23 protein-coding genes are annotated in these 24,772 nt (G+C 61.7%); 7 read left to right on the top strand and 16 right to left on the bottom strand.

Annotated features, from left to right (window positions below; all coding sequences use genetic code 11):
• The 3 genes from betA (at nucleotide 1) to LDZ28_RS14275 (ending at nucleotide 3,377) form a co-directional block, all read left to right on the top strand.
• On the top strand, nucleotides 1-1,743 hold the full coding sequence (gene betA / locus LDZ28_RS14285; protein WP_244829033.1) for a choline dehydrogenase: 1,743 nt from the start codon (nucleotides 1-3) through the stop codon (nucleotides 1,741-1,743).
• A gap of 275 nt (nucleotides 1,744-2,018) precedes the next feature.
• Nucleotides 2,019-2,156 carry a hypothetical protein gene (locus LDZ28_RS14280; RefSeq protein ID WP_244829032.1) on the top strand — a complete coding sequence of 46 codons (138 nt, stop codon included), beginning with the start codon at nucleotides 2,019-2,021 and terminating at the stop codon, nucleotides 2,154-2,156.
• A gap of 33 nt (nucleotides 2,157-2,189) precedes the next feature.
• Nucleotides 2,190-3,377: a porin gene (locus LDZ28_RS14275; RefSeq protein WP_244829031.1), complete on the top strand. Its 1,188-nt coding sequence runs from the start codon at nucleotides 2,190-2,192 to the stop codon at nucleotides 3,375-3,377.
• 16 nt (nucleotides 3,378-3,393) lie between these two features.
• Here the strand turns inward: LDZ28_RS14275 and LDZ28_RS14270 are convergent, their stop codons facing one another.
• The 9 genes from LDZ28_RS14270 to LDZ28_RS14230 form a co-directional block, all read right to left on the bottom strand.
• Nucleotides 3,394-4,983, bottom strand: a complete 1,590-nt coding sequence (locus LDZ28_RS14270; RefSeq protein WP_244829030.1) for a glycerol-3-phosphate dehydrogenase/oxidase — start codon at nucleotides 4,981-4,983, stop codon at nucleotides 3,394-3,396.
• Nucleotides 4,984-5,181: 198 nt separating this feature from the next.
• A complete protein-coding gene (locus LDZ28_RS14265; RefSeq protein WP_244829029.1) occupies nucleotides 5,182-6,600 on the bottom strand; it encodes an MFS transporter in 1,419 nt (472 codons plus the stop codon).
• A 126-nt stretch (nucleotides 6,601-6,726) separates the two neighbouring features.
• On the bottom strand, nucleotides 6,727-6,990 hold the full coding sequence (locus LDZ28_RS14260; RefSeq protein WP_244829028.1) for a hypothetical protein: 264 nt from the start codon (nucleotides 6,988-6,990) through the stop codon (nucleotides 6,727-6,729).
• An 11-nt stretch (nucleotides 6,991-7,001) separates the two neighbouring features.
• The gene (locus tag LDZ28_RS14255) at nucleotides 7,002-7,436 is read right to left on the bottom strand and encodes a dihydroneopterin aldolase (RefSeq protein ID WP_244829027.1); all 435 of its coding nucleotides are present in this window, start codon (nucleotides 7,434-7,436) and stop codon (nucleotides 7,002-7,004) included.
• Entirely contained in the window at nucleotides 7,433-8,086 is a 654-nt protein-coding gene (locus tag LDZ28_RS14250) for a sarcosine oxidase subunit gamma (protein WP_244829026.1), read from the bottom strand. Before LDZ28_RS14250 ends, LDZ28_RS14255 begins: the two co-directional genes overlap by 4 nt.
• Complete coding sequence (locus LDZ28_RS14245; RefSeq protein WP_244829025.1) at nucleotides 8,076-11,078, bottom strand: sarcosine oxidase subunit alpha family protein; 3,003 nt, start codon at nucleotides 11,076-11,078, stop codon at nucleotides 8,076-8,078. Before LDZ28_RS14245 ends, LDZ28_RS14250 begins: the two co-directional genes overlap by 11 nt.
• Nucleotides 11,075-11,377, bottom strand: a complete 303-nt coding sequence (locus tag LDZ28_RS14240; protein WP_244829024.1) for a sarcosine oxidase subunit delta — start codon at nucleotides 11,375-11,377, stop codon at nucleotides 11,075-11,077. The genes LDZ28_RS14245 and LDZ28_RS14240 overlap by 4 nt, the downstream gene beginning before the upstream one ends.
• A 23-nt stretch (nucleotides 11,378-11,400) precedes the next feature.
• Complete coding sequence (locus LDZ28_RS14235) at nucleotides 11,401-12,645, bottom strand: sarcosine oxidase subunit beta family protein (RefSeq protein ID WP_244829023.1); 1,245 nt, start codon at nucleotides 12,643-12,645, stop codon at nucleotides 11,401-11,403.
• Between the two features lie 31 nt (nucleotides 12,646-12,676).
• A complete protein-coding gene (locus LDZ28_RS14230) occupies nucleotides 12,677-14,071 on the bottom strand; it encodes an L-serine ammonia-lyase (RefSeq protein ID WP_244829022.1) in 1,395 nt (464 codons plus the stop codon).
• A 394-nt stretch (nucleotides 14,072-14,465) separates the two neighbouring features.
• Here LDZ28_RS14230 and LDZ28_RS14225 point away from each other — a divergent pair, with 394 nt between their 5' ends.
• The 3 genes from LDZ28_RS14225 to LDZ28_RS14215 all read left to right on the top strand — a co-directional run bounded on the left by LDZ28_RS14225 (nucleotide 14,466) and on the right by LDZ28_RS14215 (nucleotide 16,795).
• Nucleotides 14,466-14,780: a hypothetical protein gene (locus LDZ28_RS14225; RefSeq protein WP_244829021.1), complete on the top strand. Its 315-nt coding sequence runs from the start codon at nucleotides 14,466-14,468 to the stop codon at nucleotides 14,778-14,780.
• Between the two features lie 113 nt (nucleotides 14,781-14,893).
• On the top strand, nucleotides 14,894-15,982 hold the full coding sequence (locus LDZ28_RS14220) for a GlxA family transcriptional regulator (protein WP_244829020.1): 1,089 nt from the start codon (nucleotides 14,894-14,896) through the stop codon (nucleotides 15,980-15,982).
• Nucleotides 15,983-16,030: 48 nt separating this feature from the next.
• The gene (locus tag LDZ28_RS14215) at nucleotides 16,031-16,795 is read left to right on the top strand and encodes a class II aldolase/adducin family protein (protein WP_244829019.1); all 765 of its coding nucleotides are present in this window, start codon (nucleotides 16,031-16,033) and stop codon (nucleotides 16,793-16,795) included.
• A 3-nt stretch (nucleotides 16,796-16,798) separates the two neighbouring features.
• On the opposite strand, the gene LDZ28_RS14210 is transcribed toward LDZ28_RS14215, so the two are convergent.
• The 7 genes from LDZ28_RS14210 to LDZ28_RS14180 form a co-directional block, all read right to left on the bottom strand.
• Entirely contained in the window at nucleotides 16,799-17,734 is a 936-nt protein-coding gene (locus tag LDZ28_RS14210) for a choline ABC transporter substrate-binding protein (RefSeq protein WP_244829018.1), read from the bottom strand.
• Nucleotides 17,735-17,825: 91 nt separating this feature from the next.
• Nucleotides 17,826-18,818, bottom strand: a complete 993-nt coding sequence (locus tag LDZ28_RS14205) for a GlxA family transcriptional regulator (RefSeq protein WP_244829017.1) — start codon at nucleotides 18,816-18,818, stop codon at nucleotides 17,826-17,828.
• Nucleotides 18,819-18,825: 7 nt separating this feature from the next.
• Nucleotides 18,826-19,728, bottom strand: a complete 903-nt coding sequence (gene choW, locus LDZ28_RS14200; protein WP_244829016.1) for a choline ABC transporter permease subunit — start codon at nucleotides 19,726-19,728, stop codon at nucleotides 18,826-18,828.
• Nucleotides 19,721-20,899 (bottom strand): glycine betaine/L-proline ABC transporter ATP-binding protein, encoded by a 1,179-nt coding sequence (locus LDZ28_RS14195; protein WP_244829015.1) that lies wholly within the window; start codon nucleotides 20,897-20,899, stop codon nucleotides 19,721-19,723. The genes choW and LDZ28_RS14195 overlap by 8 nt, the downstream gene beginning before the upstream one ends.
• Nucleotides 20,900-21,323: 424 nt before the next feature.
• Nucleotides 21,324-21,476: a hypothetical protein gene (locus LDZ28_RS14190; RefSeq protein ID WP_244829014.1), complete on the bottom strand. Its 153-nt coding sequence runs from the start codon at nucleotides 21,474-21,476 to the stop codon at nucleotides 21,324-21,326.
• Nucleotides 21,477-21,738: 262 nt separating this feature from the next.
• Nucleotides 21,739-22,665 (bottom strand): hypothetical protein, encoded by a 927-nt coding sequence (locus tag LDZ28_RS14185; protein WP_244829013.1) that lies wholly within the window; start codon nucleotides 22,663-22,665, stop codon nucleotides 21,739-21,741.
• A 146-nt stretch (nucleotides 22,666-22,811) separates the two neighbouring features.
• Nucleotides 22,812-23,495 carry an MgtC/SapB family protein gene (locus tag LDZ28_RS14180; protein WP_244829012.1) on the bottom strand — a complete coding sequence of 228 codons (684 nt, stop codon included), beginning with the start codon at nucleotides 23,493-23,495 and terminating at the stop codon, nucleotides 22,812-22,814.
• A 122-nt stretch (nucleotides 23,496-23,617) separates the two neighbouring features.
• Here LDZ28_RS14180 and LDZ28_RS14175 point away from each other — a divergent pair, with 122 nt between their 5' ends.
• Entirely contained in the window at nucleotides 23,618-24,697 is a 1,080-nt protein-coding gene (locus tag LDZ28_RS14175) for an AGE family epimerase/isomerase (protein WP_244829011.1), read from the top strand.
• The last annotated feature ends 75 nt before the right edge of the window (nucleotides 24,698-24,772 follow it).

Genomic DNA, 24,772 nt, shown 5'->3' with positions numbered 1-24,772 from the left:
ATGAGCGCGATGGAATACGACTACATCATCGTGGGCGCGGGATCGGCGGGCAACGTGCTTGCCTCGCGTCTCACCGAAGACGAGGACGTGACGGTGCTGCTGCTCGAAGCGGGCGGCCCGGATTATCGCTTCGACTTTCGCACGCAGATGCCGGCGGCGCTTGCTTATCCGCTGCAAGGGCGGCGCTACAACTGGGCGTATGAAACCGAGCCCGAACCGCATATGAACGATCGTCGCATGGAATGCGGACGCGGCAAGGGACTCGGCGGATCGTCGCTCATCAACGGCATGTGCTACATACGCGGCAATGCGCTCGACTACGACAACTGGGCCACGCGGCCGGGTCTTGCAAACTGGAGCTATCTCGACTGTCTGCCGTATTTCCGCAAAGCGGAGACACGCGATATCGGTGCGAACGAGTATCACGGTGGCGACGGTCCCGTTCATGTCACGACCAGCAAACCCGGCAACAATCCACTCTTCGCGGCGATGGTCGAAGCAGGCGTGCAGGCGGGTTATCCGCGTACGGACGATCTCAACGGCTATCGGCAAGAAGGCTTTGGACCGATGGATCGTACCGTCACGCCGAACGGAAGGCGCGCGAGCACGGCGCGTGGTTATCTGGATCACGCGAAGCATCGCGGCAATCTCACGATAGTTACGCATGCAACTACTGACCGTGTGTTGTTCGCGGGCAAGCGCGCGACTGGCGTGGCTTTTCTGCATGGCGCGCAACGCGTGCGCGCGCATGCGCGGCGTGAAGTGCTCATATGCAGCGGCGCCATTGCTTCGCCGCAATTGCTGCAGCGTTCCGGGGTCGGACGTTCGAGTTGGCTCAGGGAACTCGAGATTCCCGTGGTGCACGATCTGCCGGGAGTCGGTGAGAATCTGCAGGATCACCTCGAGATGTACATGCAATACGAATGCAAGGAGCCGGTCTCGCTTTATCCCGCGCTGCAACTGCGTAATCAGCCTGCTATCGGGCTCGAATGGCTTCTGAAGGGCACGGGCATAGGCGCGAGCAATCAGTTCGAGGCGGGCGGTTTCATCCGCACGCGCGATGACGATCCGTGGCCGAACATCCAGTATCACTTTCTGCCGGTGGCGATCAATTACAACGGTTCGAACGCCATCGAGATGCATGGGTTTCAGGCGCATGTCGGGTCGATGCGATCGCCCAGCCGTGGACGCGTCAAGCTCACGTCACGCGACCCGCACGCGCATCCGGGCATCCTCTTCAACTACATGGCCGATCCGCTCGACTGGCGCGAGTTCCGCGATGCGCTTCGCATCACGCGCGAAATCATGCAGCAGCCGGCGCTCAGCAAGTATCGCGGACGCGAGTTGAATCCCGGCGCAGAGCGCATGAGCGACCGGGATCTGGATGCCTTCATCCGCGCGAAAGCGGAGACCGCATATCACCCGTCGTGCTCGTGCAAGATGGGTTACGACGATATGGCCGTGGTCGATGCCGAAGGACGCGTGCACGGCATGGAAGGCTTGCGCGTAGTGGATGCGTCGATCATGCCGCAGATCACGACGGGCAATCTCAACGCGCCGACCATCATGCTCGCGGAAAAGATCGCGGATCGCATTCGCGGGCGCGAAGCCTTGCCACGCGTCGAGACGCCGTACTTCGTGGCGAACGGCAAGCGCGCGCGTGACAGCGGCTGGTTGCAGAAGGAACTGGTCGAGCGTGCGAAAAGTGACGTGACGAGCGACTCCGCCACCTCGCGCATCTGAGCATTTCCAGAGAAACCTCCTCCGAGCCGAACTCTTCGGCTCGATAACCGGCGGCGACCTTTGCATCCGACGCATGGTTTTCCCTAGTGCCTCGTCTTCATCTCAATTATTACGATCGCAGCCCATTCGTATTCCGAAGCGTTCCCGTCGCCGTACCGAATGGAAATAAATGTGACGGCTAAAGCGAAGGGCGTCGCGGCGAACAAGGCCGCTGGCGCGTGCGAATACACAGCGACCACGAAACGTTGCGAATCGCCGTCGAACGAGCAGGTAACATGCCGCGCTCGCAGAACGAAGTGCGCATCAGCGTGCCCGCTTCCGACGCGCGCCGTGCTTCATGCACGAATGGCACGGTGATCAGTGAGCGCACCGAACAGGGTTGGCTACATCTGACCTTGAACATCAACATTTGATCAACACTTTTAAACTGAAGGACCGAAGTAGCAATGCAAGTCTCAAAGCTTCAATCCACGCGCGCGCTTGCCATCGCGTGTCTGCCGCTCGCAGCGGCGGTCGTGTCCGCATCGGCGGCAGCGCAGAGCAGCGTCACGTTGTACGGCGTAGTCGATAACGCCTTCGCCTATGCCAGCAATCAGCGCGGCTCGTCGAACGTGTATATGTCGCAAGGCAGTTTGCAGGCGAGCAAGTTTGGCCTGCTGGGCGCGGAAGATCTCGGCGGCGGCACAAAAGCGGTGTTTCGTCTGGAGAGCGGCTTCAATTCCCTGAACGGCGCAGCGGCAAGCTCCGCGGGCATGTTCAATCGACAAGCCTATGCCGGTCTCTCCAACGACCGTTACGGCACGCTGACGCTCGGGCGGCAATACACGCCCTACTTCAATCTCGTCGGCGCGCTCGGCCCGACCAGCGCGCTCACGGGCGCGACCGGCGCACATCCCGGCGATGTCGATGCGCTCGACACCACACTGCGCTTCAATAACTCGGTCTCGTATGTCTCGCCGAACATCGCGGGTCTGACGCTCGCCGCACAAGCCGGGCTCGGCGGCGAAGCCGGCAGCATTGCGAGCGGCTCCAACCTCAGCGCGGCGTTGCGCTACGACTTCAAGCCCGTCTCGATCGCAGCGGGTTATGTGCACCTTAAAGACGTCGCGACGAGCAGCGCCATCGGCAGCTTCGCCAACAATTCGCCGGTCAACAACGGCTACGCCACGTCGGGCGGCGTGCAGATGATCGCCGCTGCCGCGCGCTACACGCTCAAGGACCTGATGGTGGGTCTGAACTATTCGAACGTGCAATACGCACCGGGCGCGCACTCATTGTTCTCGGACGAAGCCGTGTTCAACTCGTACGGCGCGATTGCGTCGTATCGTTTCACGCCTGCTTTCGCCGCAGCGGCGGGCTACAGCTACACACGGGCCAGCAAGTCGAACGGCGTGAATGACCCGGCGCGTTATCAACAGATTTCGCTGGAGCAGACTTATGCTTTGTCCGCGCGCACCACGTTCTACGCGTTGCAGGCTTATCAGCACGCAAGCGGTCAGTCTTTGATCGCGAATGGCGCGGGCCGTGTGAGAATTTCGGATGCAGTCGCGGTGGTCGGCGATTCGCAGAACACCACGCCGTCGTCCGGGCCGTCGCAGTTCATCGCGATGATCGGCATGCGGCACGCGTTCTGACGCTTACTTCAGCGCATCAACGCAAGGTCCAGTTTCGGGCGAAGGCTTCGAAACTGGCGACTTGCGCGGACTCCCAGGCAGCGTCGCGGCCGAGTTCCTGAGCCATGATGCGCGCCACTTCGGGCGCCGCCGCACGTGCTGCGGCGGCATCCAGAAAGAGCGCGCGATTACGGCGCGCAAGCACGTCTTCGACCGAACGCGCCAGCTCCGCGCGCACCGCGAAACGCGCTTGCGCTTCGGTCAGGCCGCCTGCTTCGACGAGCAACGTGTCCGCGCCCGGCAATCGTTCGATGATCCCCGCATCCGAACCGTAGTACCCGCTTTGCACGCCCGTTGCGCCATGCAAGGGCAACGAGCGCGTGCGGCATGGCGCAGCCGCCAACAGACCGTTTGCAATGGCCAGATCGACCACTTGTTCCGCCATCAGTCGATACGTCGTCCACTTGCCGCCCGTCACCGTGATCATTCCGGTGGAACTCGATTCGATCGTATGCTCGCGCGACAGCGCCGCCGTCGACGCGCCGCTATCGCCCTTCACGAGCGGACGCAGGCCGGCCCACACGCTCAAGACATCGTCGCGCGTCGGTTTGAGGGAGAGATAATCTGCCGCCGAACTCAGGATGAAGTCGATCTCCGCGTCGCTTGCACGCGGTTCGAGCGGCACGTCGCTCTGCGGTGTATCCGTCGTGCCGACGATAGTCTGCCCATGCCACGGCACCACGAACAGCACACGGCCGTCTTTCGTCTTCGGCACAAGAATGGCGTTATCGCTTTTGAGGAAGCGGCCAGGCAACGTGAGATGCACGCCCTGACTCGGCGCCACGATGGGACGCGCGCGGGGATCGTCCATCGCGCGAATGGCATCCACCCAGACGCCGGTTGCGTTGACCACGCAGCGGGCGCGCACGGAGAAGGCATCGCCCGTTTCGGTGTCTTCGAAGGCAATCCGATGCGTCTTGTCCGCGCGATCCACCTCGATACCGCGCACTGCCGCATTGTTCAGTGCGATGCCGCCGAGATCGAAAACCGTGCGCGCGAGTGCAATGGCGAGGCGCGCGTCGTCGAACTGGCCGTCATAGTAGAGCGTGCCGCCACGGAGCGCGCGGCCCTGCAGATTGCCGGCGAGCATGGGCGCCTTGTCGTGCGTTTCGCGCAGACCGAGACCACGACTCGGCGCGAGATTCAATGCGCCCGCAAGCCAGTCGTAGACCTTCAGGCCGGCGCCGTAGAACAGCTTGTCGGTTAAGCGGTAAGCGGGCACGACGAAACCCAGCGCGTTCACCAGATGCGGCGCATTGCGTGCAAGCAGGCCTCGTTCATGCAAAGCCTCGCGCACGAGCGGGATGTTGCCTTGCGCGAGATAACGCACGCCGCCGTGCACGAGCTTGGTCGCCTTACTCGACGTGCCCTTCGCGAAGTCCCGCGCTTCGAGCAGCAAGGTGCGATAGCCGCGCGACGCGGCATCGACAGCCGTGCCTAGACCGCTCGCGCCGCCGCCGATCACCACGATATCCCAGCACGCGGTCCGGTCGATTTCGCGCAGGAGCGTCGCGCGATCGGGCGGCGTGATCGCCTGCATGTCAGGCTGCGCGGGATGCTTGTTCATCGGGGAAATCCCGCGCGCGAGGTCGATCGAACAACATGGCGCGGGACTGATTGCCGCTTGGTTTCGGGCAAGAATAAACGTGTCATACGCTGGCTTTGTCCCGTCTCTCGCCGATTTTCGTTTTGAAGTGAGATGTTCGTTTTTTTACATCGTACCATCGGCCTTCGGGATCATCGGTGTGGGCCGCGCCGCGATCCCTTACTCCCGAGCCGAAACCAGCACCCCGCTCCCTTCCACCACCTCCGCCTCCGAAACCAGCGTCTCCAGCGCGAGCCCGCGCGTCTCGATCCCAAGAATCCAAACCGCCGACGCCGCCACCACAAAACAGGCGGCGCCCAGCGAAAAGACTCCGCCTTGTCCGAATACCGGCAACACGACGCCAACGACATAAGGCCCGATCAACGACCCGACACGCCCGATCGCCGATGCAAACCCCGACCCCGTCGCGCGCGCGCCGGTCCCATACAACTCGGGCGTATAGGTATAAAGCACGGCCCACATCGCGAAGAGGAAGAACTGCATGGCAAGTCCCGCGCAGATCAGGAGCGTCGGCGTTTCGGCATGCAACGCGGTCTGGCCATACAAGTACGCCATCAACCCGCTACCCAAAAGCGATGCAATGCAAGTCGGCTTGCGTCCCCACCGTTCCACGAGCCACGCCGCACACAAGAAACCCGGCACGCCGCCAAGCGAGATCAGCACCGTATAAAGCACGGACTTCGTCACGGCAAAACCGGCCTGTTGCATCAACGCGCCGAGCCACGACGTCAATCCATAGAAGCCAAGCAACGCAAAGAACCAAAGCGCCCAAACCATGATCGTGCGACGCCTGTATGCCGCACTCCAGATCTCACGAAACGCTCCAGAGCCCTTCCTGACAGGCGGTTCCGCCAGCATCGAAGGCGCAGGCAACGCACGCAAGCCGCTAGCCCTCATGACCTTCGCCTCGACTTCATCGAGCACGCGATCCGCTTCTTCGATACGTCCGTGATGTTCGAGCCATCGCGGCGACTCGGGCACCACGCGCCGCACGATCAGCACGAACACCGCGGGTATCGCGAGCAACGCAAACTCGGTGCGCCAGCCAAACTGCGGCAACACGAAGTACGACACCACGCCCGACGCGATGAATCCCAGCGGCCAGAAGCCATCCATCAACGCAATCAGTCTGCCGCGTGAAGCCGTCGGCACGAACTCGGAGAGCAACGTCTGCGCGATAGGAAACTCCATTCCCATGCCGATACCAAGCAGCACGCGATAGAAGATCAACGCATCGACGGAATGCGCCGTCGAGCACAGGTACGACGCCAGTCCCCACAGCACCATGCTCCACTGGAACACGGGCCGGCGTCCGAAGCGGTCCGCAAGCAAGCCCGCGACGGCCGCGCCGAGCACCATGCCGAAGAAGCTTGCGCTTGCAACGAGGCCCGCAGTCGCGGTCGACAAACCGAACTCCGTCTTGATCGAACCGAGCACGAAGGTCATCGTGCCGAGGTCCACCGAATCGAAGAAAAACGCAACGGCAATGATGATGAAAATGGTGCGGTGATACCCGGAGAACGGCAGGCGTTCTAGCCGTGCAGCAGCGCTCGCGCGCGATTGCGTGGCGGTGGACATGTCATCCCTCTCTCGAAGCGGCGCTAACCGCGTGGACGTGGCGTACGGAAGTCAAAGCGTTTTCAGTAGACGCCGACATAAATCCGCAACATAGAAGATTCGCGTCATCGGGATGGAACGTACGCGTCATGCGTCATAGCGTGCGCGCGCCGCCGCGGCAATACGCATGAGCGCATCCACGCTGAGCCTTGCAGCGATGGCCTTCACGTACTCGTGGTGACGCGCATCGAGCGGCGCGTCGAGATACTGCGCATGCAGATAGCGAATCAACGCAATCCGCCGATGCTTCAACGCAATGCTGCGTTCGAGAAGCGCGAGGGCCGCGTTCGCATCGCGCTCCTTGACCGCGCGCTCGGAAAGCAACGCCGCCGTGTCGCGCGATGAAGTCATCGTCGTGAAGGTCAGGAAGCTTGAAGCGCGGCTGCGTTCTGTGCGCGCCACGCGTCGAAATCGGCACGACGCCAGTCGAGTTCCAACGCAAGACGGCGCGTGCCGTCGCGAATCTTGGGCTTATGCAACGCGAGCGTGAGACCGTCGAGCGCGGGCCATTCATCGAAGGAGAACGCGGCGATTTCCATCGCGAGCGTTTCGAGCAAACGCGTATGCGGCTTCGTTTCGAGAAACGCACTCACGCGATCGCACCACGCTTCGTAATCGATAAGACCATCCGTCGATTCATGCGGCGTGCTTCGATAGCGCAGGCTTGCATCGATAGCAACCGGCTGCGGCGCACGATGCTCATGTTCGTACAAGCCGACGCGCGTCGTCACCATCAGTTCATCGACGACGACGCGCCAGCCCTGTCCGCCCATGGCAAGCGGTTCGAACGGCTTCATGCGAGCAAGGGCTCGGCGGCATCGAGCATGATCTTCACGAAGTAGTCCGCGAAGCTGCGGCGGATGATCAGTTCGAAGCGGTCACCGCCCAACGGCACGAGCGTGAGCGAAGCCTTGAAGTAATGACTCTGCGCGCACTGCCCTTCGCCGAATACTTTCGGATGCAGGTCGAGCGGGCATCCGCGTGAAAGGACATCGCGCGTGCGCGGGCCATCGATTTCGAGCACCGTATAGCCACTGCCGATATCCACAGCTGCCGCGAACGCGCCCTTGAACGCGTCGCGCAACTTCGCTTCGAGCGGCGCGGGGCGTGCGGCATCGTGCGCGGTCAGTGAGCGCACGAGCCATTCATCGGGGCCGAGCCACAGCATGTCGTAGCCATTGCCGCGCGCGGTGGTGTTCGGTTTGTCGGGTGGCGCGCAGCCAATCACGCTTTGCACGGCCTGCACGAAGGCCGCATCGCGCGTATCGCCACGCATGTTGACGAGTTGGAGAAACGGCCGCTCGGAAAGACGAAACGCTTTCTGCGAGCCCGCCTGATGCGCCTTCAGCAACGCATCCGCGCCGACGAGCGGTGACTCCTGCCACACCCCTTGTCCAACCGTGACGCGATCGACGACCGTCGAGGAACCTCTGGTTTCATTCCACATGCTGACGTGCTCCTTCGCTATCGTAGAACACCGAACTGGTGATTTTTGCGTTGATCTGCTTGCCGCTCGAAAGCGGAATGGTGACCGCCTCGCCGATCTTGTCGAGACCGCCCTTCACCACGGCAAGCGCAATCGAGCGCTTCAAAATAGGGCTGAAATAGCTCGATGTGACATGACCGAGCATTGGCGCCGAGTCGCCCTGGAACGGACCCGCGACGATCTGCGAGCCTTCCGGAATGACAAACGAAGGATCGTCCGAGAGCAGACCGACGAACTGCTTGCGTCCCGGCTTGGCGGTGTCCGAACGCGTGAGCGAACGCTTGCCGATGAAGTCCTTCGACTTCGCGACTAGCCCGCCCATGCCGAGGTCGTAAGGCGTCATCGAGCCATCCGTATCCTGGCCCACGATGATGTAGCCCTTCTCCGCGCGCAACACGTGCATGGTTTCGGTGCCGTAGGGCGTGATGTCGAATTCCGCGCCCGCTTCCATGATGGCTTCCCACACCGCGCGTCCGACATTGGCCGGCACGTTCACTTCATACGCGAGTTCGCCCGAGAAGCTGATGCGCATCACGCGCGCCGATGCACCCGCCACCGTGCCCTCGCGATAGCTCATGAACGGGAACGCGGCGTTCGCGAAGTCGATGTCGTGACACACCTTCTGCAGCACCTTGCGGCTGTTCGGTCCGACGACCGCGAACGTGGCCCAGTGATCCGTCACGGAGGCAAGCCGCACGCGCATGTCGGGCCATTCGGTTTGCAGCCAGCGTTCGAGCCACGTGAGTACGCGCGCCGCGCCGCCCGTGGTGGTCGTCATCATGTAATGCTGGTCGGCCAGGCGCACGGTCACGCCGTCGTCGAAAATCATGCCGTTTTCGTCGAGCATGAGACCGTAGCGGCACTTGCCGACTTCGAGCTTGCTCCACGGATTCGTATAGACCCAGTTCAGCAACTGAGCCGCATCCGGGCCTTGAATGTCGATCTTGCCGAGCGTCGATGCATCGAGAATGCCGACGCTTTCGCGCACTGCGAGCGATTCGCGCGCGACTGCCGCGTGCATGTCCTCGCCCGCCTTCGGGTAGTACCAGGGACGCTTCCAGTTGCCGACATCCTCGAACGCGGCGCCGTTCTGAACGTGCCATTCGTGAACCGCCGTCTTGCGCACCGGATCGAGAAACTCGCCCAGTTCGCGGCCCGCGAACGTGCCGAAGGAAACCGGCGTGTAGTTCGGGCGGAAGGTCGTCGTGCCGGTCTCGGGAATCGTCTTGTTCAGAGCTTGCGCGAGAATCGCCATGCCGTTGATGTTGCCGAGCTTGCCTTGATCGGTGCCGAAACCCATCGCCGTATAACGCTTCACGTGCTCGACCGATTCGAAGCCTTCACGCGCCGCGAGAAAGATGTCGGCGGCGGAGACGTCGTTTTGGAAGTCGATGAACTGCTTGGGGCCGCGCGTCGCGAGTTCGCGTCCACCGACGAGCCACAACGGCAACAACGGCGCTTCCGTGATCTCGGCCACTTGCACCGGATTCGGCCGCGCGACGATAAGCCCTGCCGCGCGCGCTGCGTCGGCGCCCGCATCGAGTGCGAAGCGGATGCCGCGCGCCAGCGAGAACTCGCCCGCGCACGCGCCCACGCTGCTTTCCAGTTGCATGGCCTTGCCGGGGACGAAGCAGGCTTTATCCTCGTGCCAGTGCGCCTTGCCGCCCGATTGCGCGAAGAGATGCAACACGGGACTCCAGCCGCCCGACATCGCCACGAGTTCGCATTGCAGGTCGGACTGCTTCGCGCCGACTTGCCCCTTCGCATAAGCTGCGACTTCTACTGACGACACGCGCAGCTTGCCGTGCGCCGCCGTGATGACCGCATTGTTGATGACGCGCACGCCATAGCGACGCGCGGCAGCAGGCAACGCGCCTTTCGTTTCCGCCGGGCGCGGATCGACGACCGTGACGTCCGCGCCGGCCGCCTTCAGATCGAGCGCGCATTGATACGCGTCATCGTTGTTGGTGAACACGACCGCGCGACGTCCCGGCAACACCGCATAGCGATGCAGATACGTCGATATGGCGGAGGCCATCATCACGCCCGGCAAATCGTTGTTGCCGAACACGATAGGCCGCTCGTGCGCGCCCGTCGCGAGAATCACGCGCTTGGCGCGCACCTTCCACAGCAGTTCACGCGTGCCCTTGCGCAACGACACCGGCAGATGCTCGGTCAGACGCTGCGTGATGGTCACGAGGTTGTGATCCTGATAGCCGAACGCCGTGCTGCGCGAAAGTACCTTCACGTCGGGCATTTTGCGCAGTTCGGCTTCGATCTTCTGCACCCATTGCAGCGCGGGCTTGCCATCGATCTCCGCGCGGCACGAGAGCAACGAGCCGCCGAGTTCGCTTTGATCGTCGACGAGAATCACGCGCGCGCCCGACAAACCCGCCGCATGCGCCGCCGCGAGTCCCGAAGGACCGCCGCCGACCACGAGCACGTCGCAATGCGCGAAGCACTTGTCGTAACGATCCGCGTCGCGTTGCTCGGGCGCCTTGCCGAGACCCGCTGCATCGCGAATCACTTCTTCGTACTTCGGCCAGAATTTGCGCGGCCACATGAAGGTCTTGTAGTAGAAGCCCGCTGGAATGAAGCGCGCGATCTTCTGATTCACGGCCATGCGATCGTTCTCGATGCTCGGCTTCGCATTCACACTCGTCGCGACGAGTCCCTGATACAGCTCGATTTCGGTGGCACGCGCATTGGGCACCGTGTACGCGCCGGTTTCCAACTGCACGACGGCATTCGGCTCTTCCACACCTGCCGTGACGATGCCGCGGGGCCGGTGATACTTCCAGCTACGCGCAACGAAATGCTGGCCGTTGGCGAGCAGCGCGGAGGCGAGCGTATCGCCTTGAAAACCCTGATACGTCTTGCCGTTGAAGGTGAACGTCAACGCAATCGCGCGGTTGATGCGTCCACCCGCGTCGAGTCGGTCTTTCTGGCTCATTTCGACGTGCCTCCGTTATTCGTGTCCATCACGGCAAGCGGACGGTCGAACGTCTCGTAGCCCTGAATCTCGTATGAAACCGTATCGCGTTGCGCCTTGAACCAGCGGCGGCAGCCTTGCGCATGCATCCATTGCTCGCGATGCTTGCCGCGCGAGTTCTTGCGCATGAAGAGGTAATCGCCCCATTCCTTGTCGGTGAGCTTGTCCGTTTCGAGCGGGCGCGCGATATCCGCTTCGCCGCCGCAGGAAAATTCGCTTTCGGCGCGCGGGCCGCACCAGGGGCATTCGATCAGCAACATGTTCCTAACTCCCTAAAGTGCGATTAGTGCGCCACGGCAGCCGCGCCGTGTTCGTCGATCAGATGACCCGTATAGAAGCGCTCCAGCGAGAACGGCGCATTCAGCGCATGCGGCTCGTCTTTCGCGATGGTGTGCGCGTACGCCCAGCCCGAGCCCGGCGTCGCCTTGAAGCCGCCCGTGCCCCAGCCGCAATTGAAATAGAGGCCCTTTACATCCGTCTTGCTGATGATCGGGCAAGCATCCGGCGAGACATCGACAATGCCGCCCCACTGGCGATTCATGCGCACACGCGAGAACACCGGGAACATTTCGACGATAGCCTCCAGCGTGCCTTCGATAATCTGAAAACTGCCGCGCTGCCCGAAGCCCGTGTATTGATCGACGCCCGCGCCGATCACGAGATCGCCCTTGTCGGACTGGCTGATGTAAGCGTGCACCGCGTTCGACATGACGACCGTGTTGACTACCGGCTTGATGGGCTCGGACACGAGCGCCTGCAGCGGATGGCTTTCGAGCGGCAGACGCACGCCGGCCATATCCGCAAGCGATGTCGTATTGCCCGCCGCGACCACCGCGACCTTCTTCGCCTTGATGAAACCCTTGGTGGTATCGACGCCTGTGACTTGGCTGCCGTCGCGCCGAATTCCCGTGACCTGACAGTTCTGGATGATGTCCACGCCCGCCTGATCCGCGCCGCGCGCAAAGCCCCACGCCACGGCATCGTGACGCGCGACGCCGCCGCGCCGTTGAATCGACGCACCCAGCACCGGATAGCGGCTATTGAGATTGATAGTCGGCTCGATTTCCTTGATCTGCGCGGGCGTGAGGAACTCGGCATCGACGCCATTGAGACGGTTGGCGTTCACGCGGCGTTCGGTATCGCGCACGTCCTGCAGCGTATGCGCGAGATTCATCACGCCGCGCTGGCTGAACATGACGTTGTAGTTGAGGTCTTGCGAAAGGCCTTCCCACAGCTTCATTGCCTTTTCGTATAAAGCCGCAGATTCGTCCCACAGATAGTTCGAGCGCACGATCGTCGTGTTGCGCGCGGTATTGCCGCCGCCTATCCATCCCTTCTCCAGGATCGCGACATTCGTGATGCCGTGTTCCTTCGCCAGGTAATACGCCGTCGCAAGACCATGCCCGCCGCCGCCGACGATCACCACGTCGTATTCGCGCTTGGGCTCGGGGCTTCGCCACTGGCGCTCCCAGTTCTCGTGATACGACATGCCGTTGCGCAAGAGGCTGAAGATCGAATAGCGGGTCATGGTGTTTCCTTTCCTTCGTGACGTACTGAATTCAGCATTCGATGACGTTGACGGCCAGTCCGCCGCGCGACGTCTCCTTGTATTTCGTTTTCATATCGGCGCCGGTTTCGCGCATGGTCTTGATGACCGAATCGAGCGAGACGTAATGCTGGCCGTCGCCCTTCATCGCCATGCGCGCGGCGTTGATGGCCTTGATCGCGCCCATCGCGTTGCGCTCGATGCAGGGAATCTGCACGAGGCCGCCCACCGGGTCGCAGGTCATGCCAAGGTTATGTTCCATGCCGATTTCGGCGGCGTTTTCGACTTGCGCGGGCGTGCCGCCCATGACCGATGCCAGCGCGGCAGCGGCCATCGAGCAGGCCACGCCCACTTCGCCCTGGCAGCCCACTTCGGCACCCGAGATCGAAGCCGTTTCCTTGTAGATGATGCCGATGGCGGCTGCCGTAAGAAGAAAGCGCACGATGCCATCGTCGTTCGAGCCGTGCATGAACCTCACGTAGTAGTGCAGCACGGCGGGGATCACGCCCGCTGCGCCATTGGTCGGCGCGGTGACGACGCGGCCGCCCGCCGCGTTCTCTTCGTTGACGGCCATTGCATAGAGGTTGACCCAGTCGAGCATCGAAAGCGGATCGCGCAACGACTCTTCGGAACGAAAGCGCAGTTGCGACGAAAGATCCGCCGCGCGACGCTTGACGTGCATCGGTCCCGGCAACTCGCCGCGCTCTTTGCAGCCGCGCTCGACGCATGCCGCCATCACGCGCCACACGGCGAGCATGCCCTCGCGCACTTCCTGTTCGCTGCGATTCGCGCATTCGTTTTGCAACGTGATCTCGGCGATAGACAGACCTGTCTCCTTGCACACGCGCATGAGATCGTCGCCGGTGCGAAACGGATACGGCACGCTGCCGCCCGCGCGCAGTCCGTTGACGCGATCGCCTTCGCGATTCACGACGAAACCGCCGCCGACCGAGAAGTATTCTTTCTCGACGAGCAGCTGGCCGTTCTCGTCGAACGCCTGAAAGCGCATGCCGTTCGGATGCACGATGCTCGATCCCGGCGCACCCGGCATCAGCTTGCGATAAAAGCCGATGTGTTCGCGCTCTTCGAATGCGACCGCATGCTTGCCGAGCAACATCAGGCGCTTCGTCTCGCGAATTTCTCTGAGGCGCGGCGCGATCAGGTCGGGATCGATAAGATCGGGCAGATTGCCTTCCAGGCCGAGCAGCACGGCCTTGTCGGTGCCGTGGCCCTTGCCGGTGGCGCCGAGCGAGCCGAACAGTTCAGCGCGCACCCGCGTGACGAAGCCAAGCAGACTCGCGTCCTCGATATGCGAGGCGAAGCGGCACGCCGCGATCATCGGCCCGACGGTATGCGAGCTGGAAGGACCGATGCCGATCTTGAACAGATCGAAAACGCTGACGTTCATGTGCATTCCTGGTTGGATCATGGGCCGCTTGCCCACCTTTCGCGACTGTGCTCATTGCACCAAACCGCAAATCCGTCCGATAGAACAAAAGCGGCATCGAAATGGGATGGCGGCGTCAGCGCGCGGGAACGCTCGCCCCAATGACGGATTTACCAAGGTTCATGACGTTTGATCGAAAGTCGCCGCATGAGTCCGCCACTCGAACGCGGCGGTAGCAGAGCATTTCGAGGTTGGCGCGTTTTTGCGCAGCTTCGTTGCAGATCGCGGGATTTTTGAGACTGATCCTACGGGCCGAAAGAGGACGTCTCGGTATATTCCCTAAGTCCGTGAGCGGCCACCCTTCAAGGCTTGACGCGTCGCTCGTTTCTCTGTTGTTCCTTCGTCTTCTGTATCCATGCAAAGCTCTGCTCTTCCCGATCAGTTCTTCAAATCCTGGACTCTTGCTTTCATTGTCGGCGCCGCGGTGGTCGGCTTGCTTCAGGCCATCGACATCATTTCTCCCGAACACGTTCTCACGCGCGAAGCGCCCACCTGGGCCGCGTTGATGGTCGCGTGTTGCGTCGATCCCGCCTTGCGTTACTTCGGCGTATTGAAGGCCGAAGTCGAACAGCGCTGGGCCGACTACACCGTCGCAAGCCTACTCGGTCGAACCACCGGCGCGCTCGTCGGCTCGGCGTTCGCCTGGGCCATCGCCGTGCTGGGCAACTAGTTTTCTTTCAGGGCCGCCGTATCGCGGCCCTTCTCATTTCTGACCATGCGCCCGTGCTCCACGCACGAGTGATATGCTCGCGGCATACTTCCAGGCCGCCGCACTTCACGCGCATGAACCCCGCAGAATCGCTTCCGCCGCTTTCCATCGACGGTCAATCCAAATCGCGTATTCGCTTCGGCATCGTGCTGTTGCCGAACTTCACGCTGACCGCGTTCTCCGGTTTCGTCGATCTCTTGCGCCTTTCCGCCGATGAAGGCGATTTCAGCCGCCCCGTGCGCTGTTCGTGGAGCGTGATCGGCGAGACGCTCGCACCCGTGCGCGCAAGCTGCGGCATCCAGATCACGCCGTGGGAGACTTTCGACCAGGCCGAGCACTTCGATTACGTCGTCGTGGTCGGCGGTCTCTTGCACTCGGGGCCCTCCGCAAGCGATGCCACCTTGCAGTTCATCCGCCGCGCCGCCGCACTCGATGCAACCATCGTCGGCATGTGCACGGGCGTTTTCTCGCTCATGCGTGCGGGCGTGCTGGAAGGGCATCGAATCTGCGTAAGCTGGTTTCACTACTGGGATTTCGTCGAACGCTTTCCGCACGTGGATGAGCAGGCGCTCGTGGCGGACCGGCTCTTCGTGATCGACAGGCGGCGCATTACGTGTTCGGGCGGACGCGCATCCATCGATGTCGCGGCCGCCATCCTGCTGCGTCACTTCGAGACCGCGACGGTGCAAAAGGCATTGCGCATTCTCCTCGTCGACGACATGCAGAAGGGCAACGCGCCGCAGCCGCATCCGCCGGGACTTGCGCCGGCGACGCATCCCAAGGTCAAGCGCGCCATTCTGCTGATGGAACAGCACGTGGGACGCTCGCTCACGCTCGACGAACTCGCGCACAAGCTTGACCTTTCCACGCGTCAACTCGAACGTCTGTTCAAGGCGGAAACCGGCAAGGCGCCGCAAGCCTACGCAAAGCAAGTGCGTTTGCGCACGGCGGCGTGGCTGCTCACGAGTTCGGACAAGACGGTAGCGGATATTGCATCGAGTTGCGGCTTTTCCGATGCCTCGCATCTCGGCCGCGAATTCCGCAAGCAATACGGTCTTCCGCCGATGATGTATCGTGAACAAGGCGGCTCTGGCAACGCCGAAGAAGAGAATCAGACGCTAGACTACGACGAGACTTTCCCGGGCCGCGCACAGGCGATCTAACACGATCTATCCACGTTATCCGCGGCTTACAACCCAAGGAGGAACGGCATGGAGAACCACGGTTATTCGAAGGAAGAATGGGCGCTGCGTTGCGATCTGGCGGCGCTCTACCGCGTGATTGCGCATTTTCGCTGGACCGACATGATCTTCACGCACATCAGTGCGCGCGTGCCGGGGCCGGACCATCACTTCCTCATCAACAAATACGGCGTGCTCTTCGACGAGATGCGCGCGTCGGACCTCGTGTTGATCGATAGCGAAGGACGCGCGGTGGATCCGGCGGCGCGGGATTATCCGGAGCGGTTTCTCGTCAATCCGGCGGGCTTCACCATTCACTCGGCCATTCATATGGCGCGTCACGATGTCGTGTGCGTCGTGCATACGCATACGGCGGCGGGCGCGGCGGTATCGGCGCAAAAACAGGGGCTTTTGCCGATCAGCCAGCATGCGCTCAAGTACTACGGGCACATTGCTTACCATGACTATGAAGGCATTGCGCTCGATCTCGCGGAACGTGACCGGCTCGTCAACGATCTCGGCCTGCATAACGCGATGATCTTGCGCAATCACGGGCTGCTCACTTGCGGCCCGTCGATTCCCTCGGCGTTTCAAGAGATGTATTTCCTCGAACGCGCCTGCGAGATTCAACTGCGTGCGCTCGCGGGCGGCGGCGAGCTGAATCTGCCTTCGCAGAAGGTTTGCGAAACGACTGCCGCGCAGTATCGCAGGGACGAGTCGGAAGGGATCATCGCGCTGCAATGGCAAGCCGCCTTGCGCATGATCGAGGGCGGCAAGACGGACTATCGCACCTGACCTTCAGTTGCCGGCGACATAAGCCTTCACCGCCGGCAACCCGTCCTTGCCATCGAAGGTTTTGACACCTGCGAGCCATTTATCGAGCACCGCGGGATTCCGCTTCAACCAGTCGCGCGCGGCCTTGTTGGCGTCGGTTTTGTTCACGATCGGCAGCATGACGTGATTCTCAATGTCCGTCGTGAACCGCAGGTTCGATACGAACTTCGCGACATTCGGGCAACGTGTGTCGTAATCGGTCGGCGTCACGGTCAGCACGCGCGCTTCACCGTAGTTGGGGCCGAAGACATCGTCGCCGCCCGAGAGATAATCGATCTTCATCTGCACGTTCATGGGATGCGGTTCCCACCCAAGAAACACTATCGGCTTCTTGTCGCGAATGGCGCGATTCACTTCGACAAGCATCCCCGCCTCGCTCGATTCAACCAGCTTGAACTTTCCGAGCCCGTACTGATTGCTGTCGATCATCTTCTTGATGAGCGCGTTACCGTCGTTGCCCGGCTCGATACCATAGATCTTGCCGTCGAGCTTGTCGTAGTTCTTCGCGATATCGCTGAACGTCTTGATGCCGCCGTTGTACGCGTATTCCGGCACCGCCAGCGTGTACTTTGCACCGATGAGATTCGGCGTCGGCAGCACTTTCACCTGATTCGCTTTCTTGAACGAATCGATCATCGGATCCATGGTCGGCGACCAGTAGCCGAGGAACACGTCGATCTGCTTGCTCTTCACGCCGGCGAAGGTGATCGGCACCGATGCGATCGTTTTCGTCGGGCTATAACCAAGTCCCTGCATGACCGTCGATGCAAGCCCGGTGGTCGCGGCAATGTCGGTCCATCCGACATCGGCGAAACGCACGTTCTTACATGCAGCGGGTTCTGCCGCATTCGCAGCGCAAGTTACCGCGAAAGCAAACGATGCGATCCACGAACGATTCATGCCTTATCTCCCGTTGCTGTTTTCAATTGACGATGAGAGGCTCACGCGCGGTCCATGAAGAACGCGCGAAGCCAGAACGATGTCGATTAGGTCAAGCAGACAGACGCCGCTCCACACTCGGTGCGTGCCCGAATTGCGCGCGATACGCCTTGCTGAAATGACAAGGCGAGTGGAATCCGCAGATGTTGGTGACGCGTGCAATCGATGCATCCGTGTTGCGCAACAACTCGCGTGCGCGCCGCAAGCGAAGCGTCAAGTAGTAATGCGTCGGCGATACGTTGAGGAACATCTTGAACATGCGTTGCAAGTGTCGTTGCGACAGATGCACGAGCCGCGCGAGTTCTTCGAGCGAAAGCGGCTCTTCGATATTCGCTTCCATCAGGCGCACCACTTCGACGAGTTCGGCACGCGAAAAGCCGACGCGCGCATCGACGGGAATGTGCTGATAGTCCGTCGAAGAGCGAATGCGTTCGACGATGAACTGCTCCGACACTTGCGCCGCATGCGCCTGGCCAAGCCGCAAGCTCACGAGATTGAGCATGAGATCGAGCGGCGCCGTGCCACCCGTGCAAGTCATGCGGTCGCGGTCGATCACGAAGAGCTCATCGGCAAAACGCACATGCGGGAAGCGCTTGTTGAGCGGCGACATGTCTTCCCAGTGCACGGTGCAGCGATAGCCGTCGAGCAGCTTCGCCGCGAGCAACGCATAGGGCCCGGTGCAAATGCCGCCGAGCGGAACGCCCGCTTCGTGCACGCGCTGCAATAGCTCGATGATCGTATCGTCCACGTGATCCGTCACGTGCCAGCCCGCGCAGACGATGAGCACATCGGGCATGCCGGCTTCGTCGAGCGTCGTGGTCGGCTTCACGGTGATGCCATTGCTTGCTCGAGCAGGCTCGCCATCCGGTGTGATGACCGACCACGTGTAGTGCTGCGCGCGGCCGACGTAGTTGGCCATGCGCAGCACTTCGACCGCGCTCGTGAACGCGATCATCGAGAAATTCGGCAGCGTGAGGAAGCCGAAGTGCGCGAGGTTGGACAACGGCGATTCCGAGGCAGCCGGAACGAGCGCGTCGCGTTTCATGAGCGCATCAGCCTTGTTGCGCGGCCGGTGCGCGGCGCACCTTCATGACGCTGCGAATGCCCGAAAGAAGCGGGGCGCGCGCCATGCCGGGCGAACGGCCGAAGCTCTCGGTGATACGGTCCAGAATGATCGCCAGCAACACGACGGACAAGCCGCTCTCGAAGCCGAGGCCGATATCCAGACGCTGAATGCTCGCAAGCACGTCGTTGCCGAGACCGCCCGCACCCACCATCGACGCGATGATGACCATCGACAGCGCCATCATGATCGTCTGGTTCACGCCGGTCATGATCGAAGGCAGCGCGTTGGGGATCTGCACCTTGTAGAGCAGTTGCCACGGCGTGCAGCCGAACGCCTGACCCGCTTCCACGATCTCGCGGTTCACGTGCTTGATACCGAGCGACGTAAGACGCACGGCGGGCGGCATCGCGAAGATCACGGTCGAAAGAATGCCGGGCACGCGGCCGAGGCCGAACAGCATCGCGGCGGGAATCAGATACACGAAGGCGGGCATCGTCTGCATCAAGTCGAGCACGGGACGAACGGCCATCTCCACGACCTTGCTCTTCGCCGTCCAGATACCGAGCGGTATCCCGAGCAACAGGCTGATGAAGGTCGACGAGAGCGTGAGACCGAGCGTGATGACCATCTGATCCCAGAAGCCGGTCGCGTAGATCAGCAAGAGCGAGAGCAACGTGAAGGCGGCAAAGCGCCAGCCTACGCGCCACAAGCCGATGCCGACGAAGATGGCCATGAGCGCCCACATCGGGACGGCCTGCAGGCTGTGTTCGATGAAAGCGGCGAAGCTCTCGATGACCTTGCCGATTGAATCGAACGTCTTGGCGTCGTGGTCGAGCAGGTAATGGACGCCGTGATCGACCCAGCTACCGAGCGGAATGATTTCAGACATGGGAACCTCGATGGCGGGTTAAGACCTTCAGGACGTTCGACTTGTTGACCGAACCGCAATAGAAACCCTCGGCGTCGACCACCGGCAGCGGCGCGGGACTCGCGACCACGCGATGCACGACGTCATCGAGCGTCATGTTGCGCTCGATACACTCGATGTGATTGATCTGCGGCACCGGATTGCCGTTCGAATCGCGCCCGACGAAACCGCGAATGCGCCGCTCGCCGTCGAGCACGAACGCATAGTCCGCGCTGCCGTTGAGCGTCTCCGCCACGCTCGATGCGTCGATCTTCGGCGAGTGCTTCATGAGCGGCACGACATCGGTCTGCATGAGGTCGCCGGCGGTCAGATAGCGGCTGGTATCGATGCCGTCGAAGAACGCTTGCACGTAGTCGTCGGCAGGGTTCTGGATGATTTCCTGCGGCGTGCCGATCTGCACCACGCGGCCGCCTTCCATGATCGCGATGCGCGTGCCGATACGCATGGCTTCTTCGAGATCGTGCGAGACAAAGAGAATCGTGCGCTGCTGCTCACGTTGCAAGTCGAGCAGAACGTTCTGCATTTCCTTGCGTTTGAGCGGATCGAGCGCGGAGAACGCTTCGTCCATGATCATCAGCGAGGGATTCACCGCCAGCGCCCGCGCAAGCCCCACGCGCTGCTGCATCCCGCCCGATAGTTGCGCTGGCAACTTCTGCGCGAACGATGCAAGGCCGACTTGTTCGAGCACGGTCATCGCGCGCTTCTCGCGTTCCTTCTTGCCGACGCCCGCGACTTCCAGACCGAACGCGGCGTTCGAAAGCACGGTGCGCTGCGGCATCAACGCAAAGGACTGAAACACCATGCTCATGTCCTTGCGGCGCAGCGCCGTGAGTTCCGAGCGCGGCACGGCCGCCACGTCGCGGCCATCGATCAGCACCTTGCCGGCGGTGGGATCGACGAGACGGTTGATCAAACGGATCAGCGTCGATTTGCCGGAACCGGAAAGGCCCATGAGCACGAAGATCTCGCCTTCCTTGACGTCGAAGGAAACGTTATGTACGCCGACGATCTGCCCGGTGCGCGCAAAGACTTCTTCTTTCGTCGCGCCGCCGGCGAGCATGTCGATCGCCTGCTTGGGGCTGTTGCCGAACACCTTGCATAGCCCTTCGACTACTACCTTTGGGGAATTCATCGAAATCTCCATAGCGTGGCGGACGTGCGTCCGCGCTGTGCATACATAGTTGCCAGAAAAAAGTATCGCTAGCCGACTATTTGCGACAACTGCATGTCGAAATACGACAATGGAATAAGGAGGATTCTGGACAGGCGCGGGTAAGCCCTTGTGACGCAAGGATTTTTTGGCGTCGAATGGCCAAGATTCGGCGAATTGCGCGTGTCGCGCAAGAACAAGTGTTCGCGCGTTTGCGATGCAGATGCGGGGAAGAAGGATGATCGTGCGGCCGAATTGCTCGGTCGGGGCGATCTTAAAGGCGGAAAGTCAGCGAGAATCCGCTAGAAAAACTACAAACTTAAGACTAATCGGCGGGCGGGGTCTACGGCGTCAGGCCGTCTCGCATTGCTATTTGTGGTTGTCCCGCACCGCCATTAGTTACGCATTACAGACGAACGCCGAAAGCGGTACCGCGTGACTTGCGTTGACGCTCAGATTCACGGAAACGCGCTTGATACGAGTAGTCGCTGTCCATCGGCAGGTGCGGCGATTCGAACAGCGAAGCTAATTTTTGCAGCAAGGCGAAGAGGTAGCTCATGTCAAACTCCGGTTGGTGATAAGAGGGTTTTCCCTTAGGACCGATTATAGGGTTTGCCCTTAGCTATTCCTAGTGCAATGCAACATTTACGGCCGAGCAATTTGGTAGTTTTTCTACATTTTTCCGTATGACTCTTTCTCACAAAAACGGGGACAGCTCGGGGACGGCCTTCCAGCAAGCATGCAGAGAGTGGCGGAAAAAATTACGCGACAGTCCGTCTTGAGACGGAATGTCGCGTCAAAGTAACAGTTTTTGGCGGGAATCAGCGCGTGTGATGTTGCGAATGGAGCGCACGCGCCGTCTCTCGATTCGCAGCGCCGTTACTGGCGGCGGTTTCGGAATCCGCATCGAAGAGAGAAGCAAGTGTCGCCTGCTGATTGAGCATGAGTTGCTCCATGCGCTCCTGCTGCAACGTGGTGTCGCGACCCATGCGCATCAGCACGACCGTTTGCACGACGCCGGTCGCCACCGTCAGCAGCGTGACGCACACGATGATCGTCAGCAGCGTCTTCATGCGGCGGGCGTGCGCGGCAGTCGATCCGCGCTGCTCGGAGATCACGGCGCGTAACGCGTCGATGGTGTCGGTGAACGCCGTCACGCGTGCGCGATCCAGCACCGGGTCGAAGGACGCGTCCTCGTGCGCAATGCGTGCATCAACGAGCGCGGCGCTCAATGAGCCTGCGACGATATCCGCGGAATGGGAGTCGATCGATGCAACAAGTTCGCCTGGCGCATGAGTTGGCGGCGCAGCGTCGATTTCATCGCCTTCGGCCGCCACGAGCAACTCGTCCTGAACCGATGCCGGATGCGGCGCGGCTTCCGAACGCGGCGCCGTCCGCTTGTTCACGGCCGATGCGCCATTCGATTGCACCGCCGCCAAAAACACGTCCGGCAGTTCGAAGCCTTCGAACGTGCCCTGGCGAATGTCGGTGTTCAGCGCCTGAAGGTTGGCGCGCTCGGCGTCTTCGGCGAAGAGATCGAGCGTCTCGCCCGCGCAGCGCTGCGTCGCGCTCAACTGGGCAAGACGCTGCGCCGAACGCACGGCGCGCGCGAGTTTCTTTTCGGTGTCGGCGCTGTCGGCCGATGACGCCTCGGCGGTGCGGCCACGGCGCGGTCGCGTGAGAGGAGCGACGGCGTCGGCGGATGTATCGAAGGTATTGCGGTGACGCTTAACAGCAGGATCTGGCATAGGTCGAAAGGCGGTGACCGGGACAACCGGCGCGAAACGCGCACATGCGGTTCGGCAATGATTTTCGAGAGGCGGCATTGTCGCACGGCGCGGCGGCTTATCCCACATCGTGTTCGTGCATCTCTTGCGTCGCGCGGGCGATGCCGTCAGCTTCCATCCTCTTCGTGGAATTCCCGCACCACGCTCAGATGCTTGAGCCGCTCGCAAATCGACCGATATTCCTGCGTCGAAAGCCGCGAAAGCACGACCTGCACTTCATCGAGTTCCGGCGATTCGTCGCTTTGCTGCACGACGAACTGCTTCACGCGCACGCTGCCTGGCCCGAGCGCTTCGTGCAGGCCGTGAAAGGACAGCGAGCCGCGATCGACCAGCATCGTCAATTGCCGCTGCTGCTTGACGCTGATGAAGCGCCGCTCCAGCGGTTTGAGTCCCGCCAGAATGACGAGGATGATGGCCGTCGCCGCGATCGATGCCGTGTACAGCCCGCCGCCTACCGCCAGCCCGATCGCCGCGACCGACCACAAGCTCGCGGCGGTGGTCAGCCCGCGCACGATCTCGCCGCGCAGCAGAATGGATCCCGCGCCGAGAAAGCCGATGCCGGACACGACCTGCGCCGCGATCCGCGATGGATCGAGCACGACGTGGTCCGCCTTGAGCGCCTCTTCGAAACCGTAGGCAGACACGATCATGATGAGCGCGGAGCCAACGCACACCAGCATGTGCGTGCGCAAGCCCGCCGCCCATGAAAGCCGTTCGCGCTCAAAACCGATCACGCTGCCGAGCGCCGCGGCCATGATGAGTCGTGAAACGAGTTCTACGTTGCCCAACATCTTTGACCTCCTGTCGTCGTGGCCGGTCTCCTGCCGGAGCGCTTTTGCTATGCTTATCCGGCTGTGCCGAGCCGTTTTCAAAGGGCTCATCTCTTCCGAACCATCAGGCTGGAACTTGTCTTATGCAGCAACAGCACTCAAACGGCACTTCATTGCGCGAACACTACACGAGCATCGTGCTGCCCATTTGGCGCGGTCCCGGCTTCAACACAGCGCTTCACCTGCCATTCGAAGCCGTTACGCCCGACGATCACGCGCCGTTGCCACCCAAGCGTTATCGCGCGATGGCATGCGCCCGTCAGTTGTTCGCTTTCACGGATGCGGGCGATCTCGCGCACGCGTCGGTGCTGTTCGATTCGTTGCGACACTATTTTCAGGACAAGCAAAACGGCGGATGGTTCTATAGCGTCGATGCAAACGGCGCGCCCCACGAGCGCCAGAAGGACCTTTATACGCACGCGTTCGTGGTTTATGCGTGCGCGCATTTCGCGCAAAAGAGCGGATCGGCGGACGCATTCGCCTTGCTCGATGAAACCGCGCGGCTTATCGAAACGAAGTTCGCGGGTAGCGATGGCGGCTTGCTAAACGCCGCGTACAGCGAAGACTTCGGCGCGATGCTCGAAGGTCCGCTGCAAAATCCGCTCATGCATTTGAGCGAAGCGTGGCTCGCCGCGCGCGATGCCACGGGCAACATCGCTTTCGACGAGCGGCTCGCCGTGCTGGCGCAATGGGTCGCGCGCACGTTCGTGCACGAGGCGACCGGCAGTATCGCCGAATTGCCGATTGGCGCGCCGGGCAATCGCCTAGAGCCGGGACATCAATTCGAGTGGTATTTCCTGGCAATCGGCAGCGGCCATCCCGCATTCGAGGCGGCGGGACTGAACGCGCGGCTCGAACAGGCGTTCGACTTCGCGCGGAAACATGGCGTCGACAAGTCGACTGGCGGCGTGAGCGCCGCGCTGGACGAAGCGGGACGCGTGATCGATGGCACGCAGCGCATCTGGGCGCAAACCGAATATCTACGCGCGCTGGCAACGCGCGGCGAAGCCGTCGGCGAACAGATCGAACGCTTCGGCGCACGGTTCCTACATGCGCGCGGGTGGATCGAGTGCCGCTCTGCTGACGGCGCGATCACAAGGTCGGAGATGCCTTCGACCACGCCGTATCATTTGGCGACGGCATACGCGGCGTTGCCGGATTGAGCGGTTGGATCGCCATCGCATCACGGCATTGCTTACGGCTGCAATCGATAGCCGCCCTGCGCATTCGACGAGCGA

Origin of the sequence: Caballeronia sp. TF1N1, from assembly GCF_022878925.1 — a bacterium.
Lineage (GTDB): Bacteria > Pseudomonadota > Gammaproteobacteria > Burkholderiales > Burkholderiaceae > Caballeronia.
Note: the sequence above shows the minus strand (reverse complement) of the source record. Positions and strands in the feature narration are given on the sequence as shown.

Excerpts from the sequence above, each read along its gene's own strand:
- choW (WP_244829016.1), bottom strand. The coding sequence starts at position 19,728 with ATGTCTGAAATCATTCCGCTCGGTAGCTGGGTCGATCACGGCGTCCAT.
- LDZ28_RS14175 (WP_244829011.1), top strand. The coding sequence starts at position 23,618 with ATGCAGCAACAGCACTCAAACGGCACTTCATTGCGCGAACACTACACG.
- LDZ28_RS14245 (WP_244829025.1), bottom strand. The coding sequence starts at position 11,078 with ATGAGCCAGAAAGACCGACTCGACGCGGGTGGACGCATCAACCGCGCG.
- LDZ28_RS14255 (WP_244829027.1), bottom strand. The coding sequence starts at position 7,436 with ATGAAGCCGTTCGAACCGCTTGCCATGGGCGGACAGGGCTGGCGCGTC.
- LDZ28_RS14190 (WP_244829014.1), bottom strand. The coding sequence starts at position 21,476 with ATGAGCTACCTCTTCGCCTTGCTGCAAAAATTAGCTTCGCTGTTCGAA.
- betA (WP_244829033.1), top strand. The coding sequence starts at position 1 with ATGAGCGCGATGGAATACGACTACATCATCGTGGGCGCGGGATCGGCG.
- LDZ28_RS14280 (WP_244829032.1), top strand. The coding sequence starts at position 2,019 with ATGCCGCGCTCGCAGAACGAAGTGCGCATCAGCGTGCCCGCTTCCGAC.
- LDZ28_RS14180 (WP_244829012.1), bottom strand. The coding sequence starts at position 23,495 with ATGTTGGGCAACGTAGAACTCGTTTCACGACTCATCATGGCCGCGGCG.
- LDZ28_RS14220 (WP_244829020.1), top strand. The coding sequence starts at position 14,894 with ATGAACCCCGCAGAATCGCTTCCGCCGCTTTCCATCGACGGTCAATCC.
- LDZ28_RS14235 (WP_244829023.1), bottom strand. The coding sequence starts at position 12,645 with ATGACCCGCTATTCGATCTTCAGCCTCTTGCGCAACGGCATGTCGTAT.
- LDZ28_RS14225 (WP_244829021.1), top strand. The coding sequence starts at position 14,466 with ATGCAAAGCTCTGCTCTTCCCGATCAGTTCTTCAAATCCTGGACTCTT.
- LDZ28_RS14215 (WP_244829019.1), top strand. The coding sequence starts at position 16,031 with ATGGAGAACCACGGTTATTCGAAGGAAGAATGGGCGCTGCGTTGCGAT.
- LDZ28_RS14260 (WP_244829028.1), bottom strand. The coding sequence starts at position 6,990 with ATGACTTCATCGCGCGACACGGCGGCGTTGCTTTCCGAGCGCGCGGTC.
- LDZ28_RS14210 (WP_244829018.1), bottom strand. The coding sequence starts at position 17,734 with ATGAATCGTTCGTGGATCGCATCGTTTGCTTTCGCGGTAACTTGCGCT.
- LDZ28_RS14275 (WP_244829031.1), top strand. The coding sequence starts at position 2,190 with ATGCAAGTCTCAAAGCTTCAATCCACGCGCGCGCTTGCCATCGCGTGT.
- LDZ28_RS14265 (WP_244829029.1), bottom strand. The coding sequence starts at position 6,600 with ATGTCCACCGCCACGCAATCGCGCGCGAGCGCTGCTGCACGGCTAGAA.
- LDZ28_RS14185 (WP_244829013.1), bottom strand. The coding sequence starts at position 22,665 with ATGCCAGATCCTGCTGTTAAGCGTCACCGCAATACCTTCGATACATCC.
- LDZ28_RS14250 (WP_244829026.1), bottom strand. The coding sequence starts at position 8,086 with ATGTGGAATGAAACCAGAGGTTCCTCGACGGTCGTCGATCGCGTCACG.
- LDZ28_RS14195 (WP_244829015.1), bottom strand. The coding sequence starts at position 20,899 with ATGAATTCCCCAAAGGTAGTAGTCGAAGGGCTATGCAAGGTGTTCGGC.
- LDZ28_RS14270 (WP_244829030.1), bottom strand. The coding sequence starts at position 4,983 with ATGAACAAGCATCCCGCGCAGCCTGACATGCAGGCGATCACGCCGCCC.
- LDZ28_RS14240 (WP_244829024.1), bottom strand. The coding sequence starts at position 11,377 with ATGTTGCTGATCGAATGCCCCTGGTGCGGCCCGCGCGCCGAAAGCGAA.
- LDZ28_RS14205 (WP_244829017.1), bottom strand. The coding sequence starts at position 18,818 with ATGAAACGCGACGCGCTCGTTCCGGCTGCCTCGGAATCGCCGTTGTCC.
- LDZ28_RS14230 (WP_244829022.1), bottom strand. The coding sequence starts at position 14,071 with ATGAACGTCAGCGTTTTCGATCTGTTCAAGATCGGCATCGGTCCTTCC.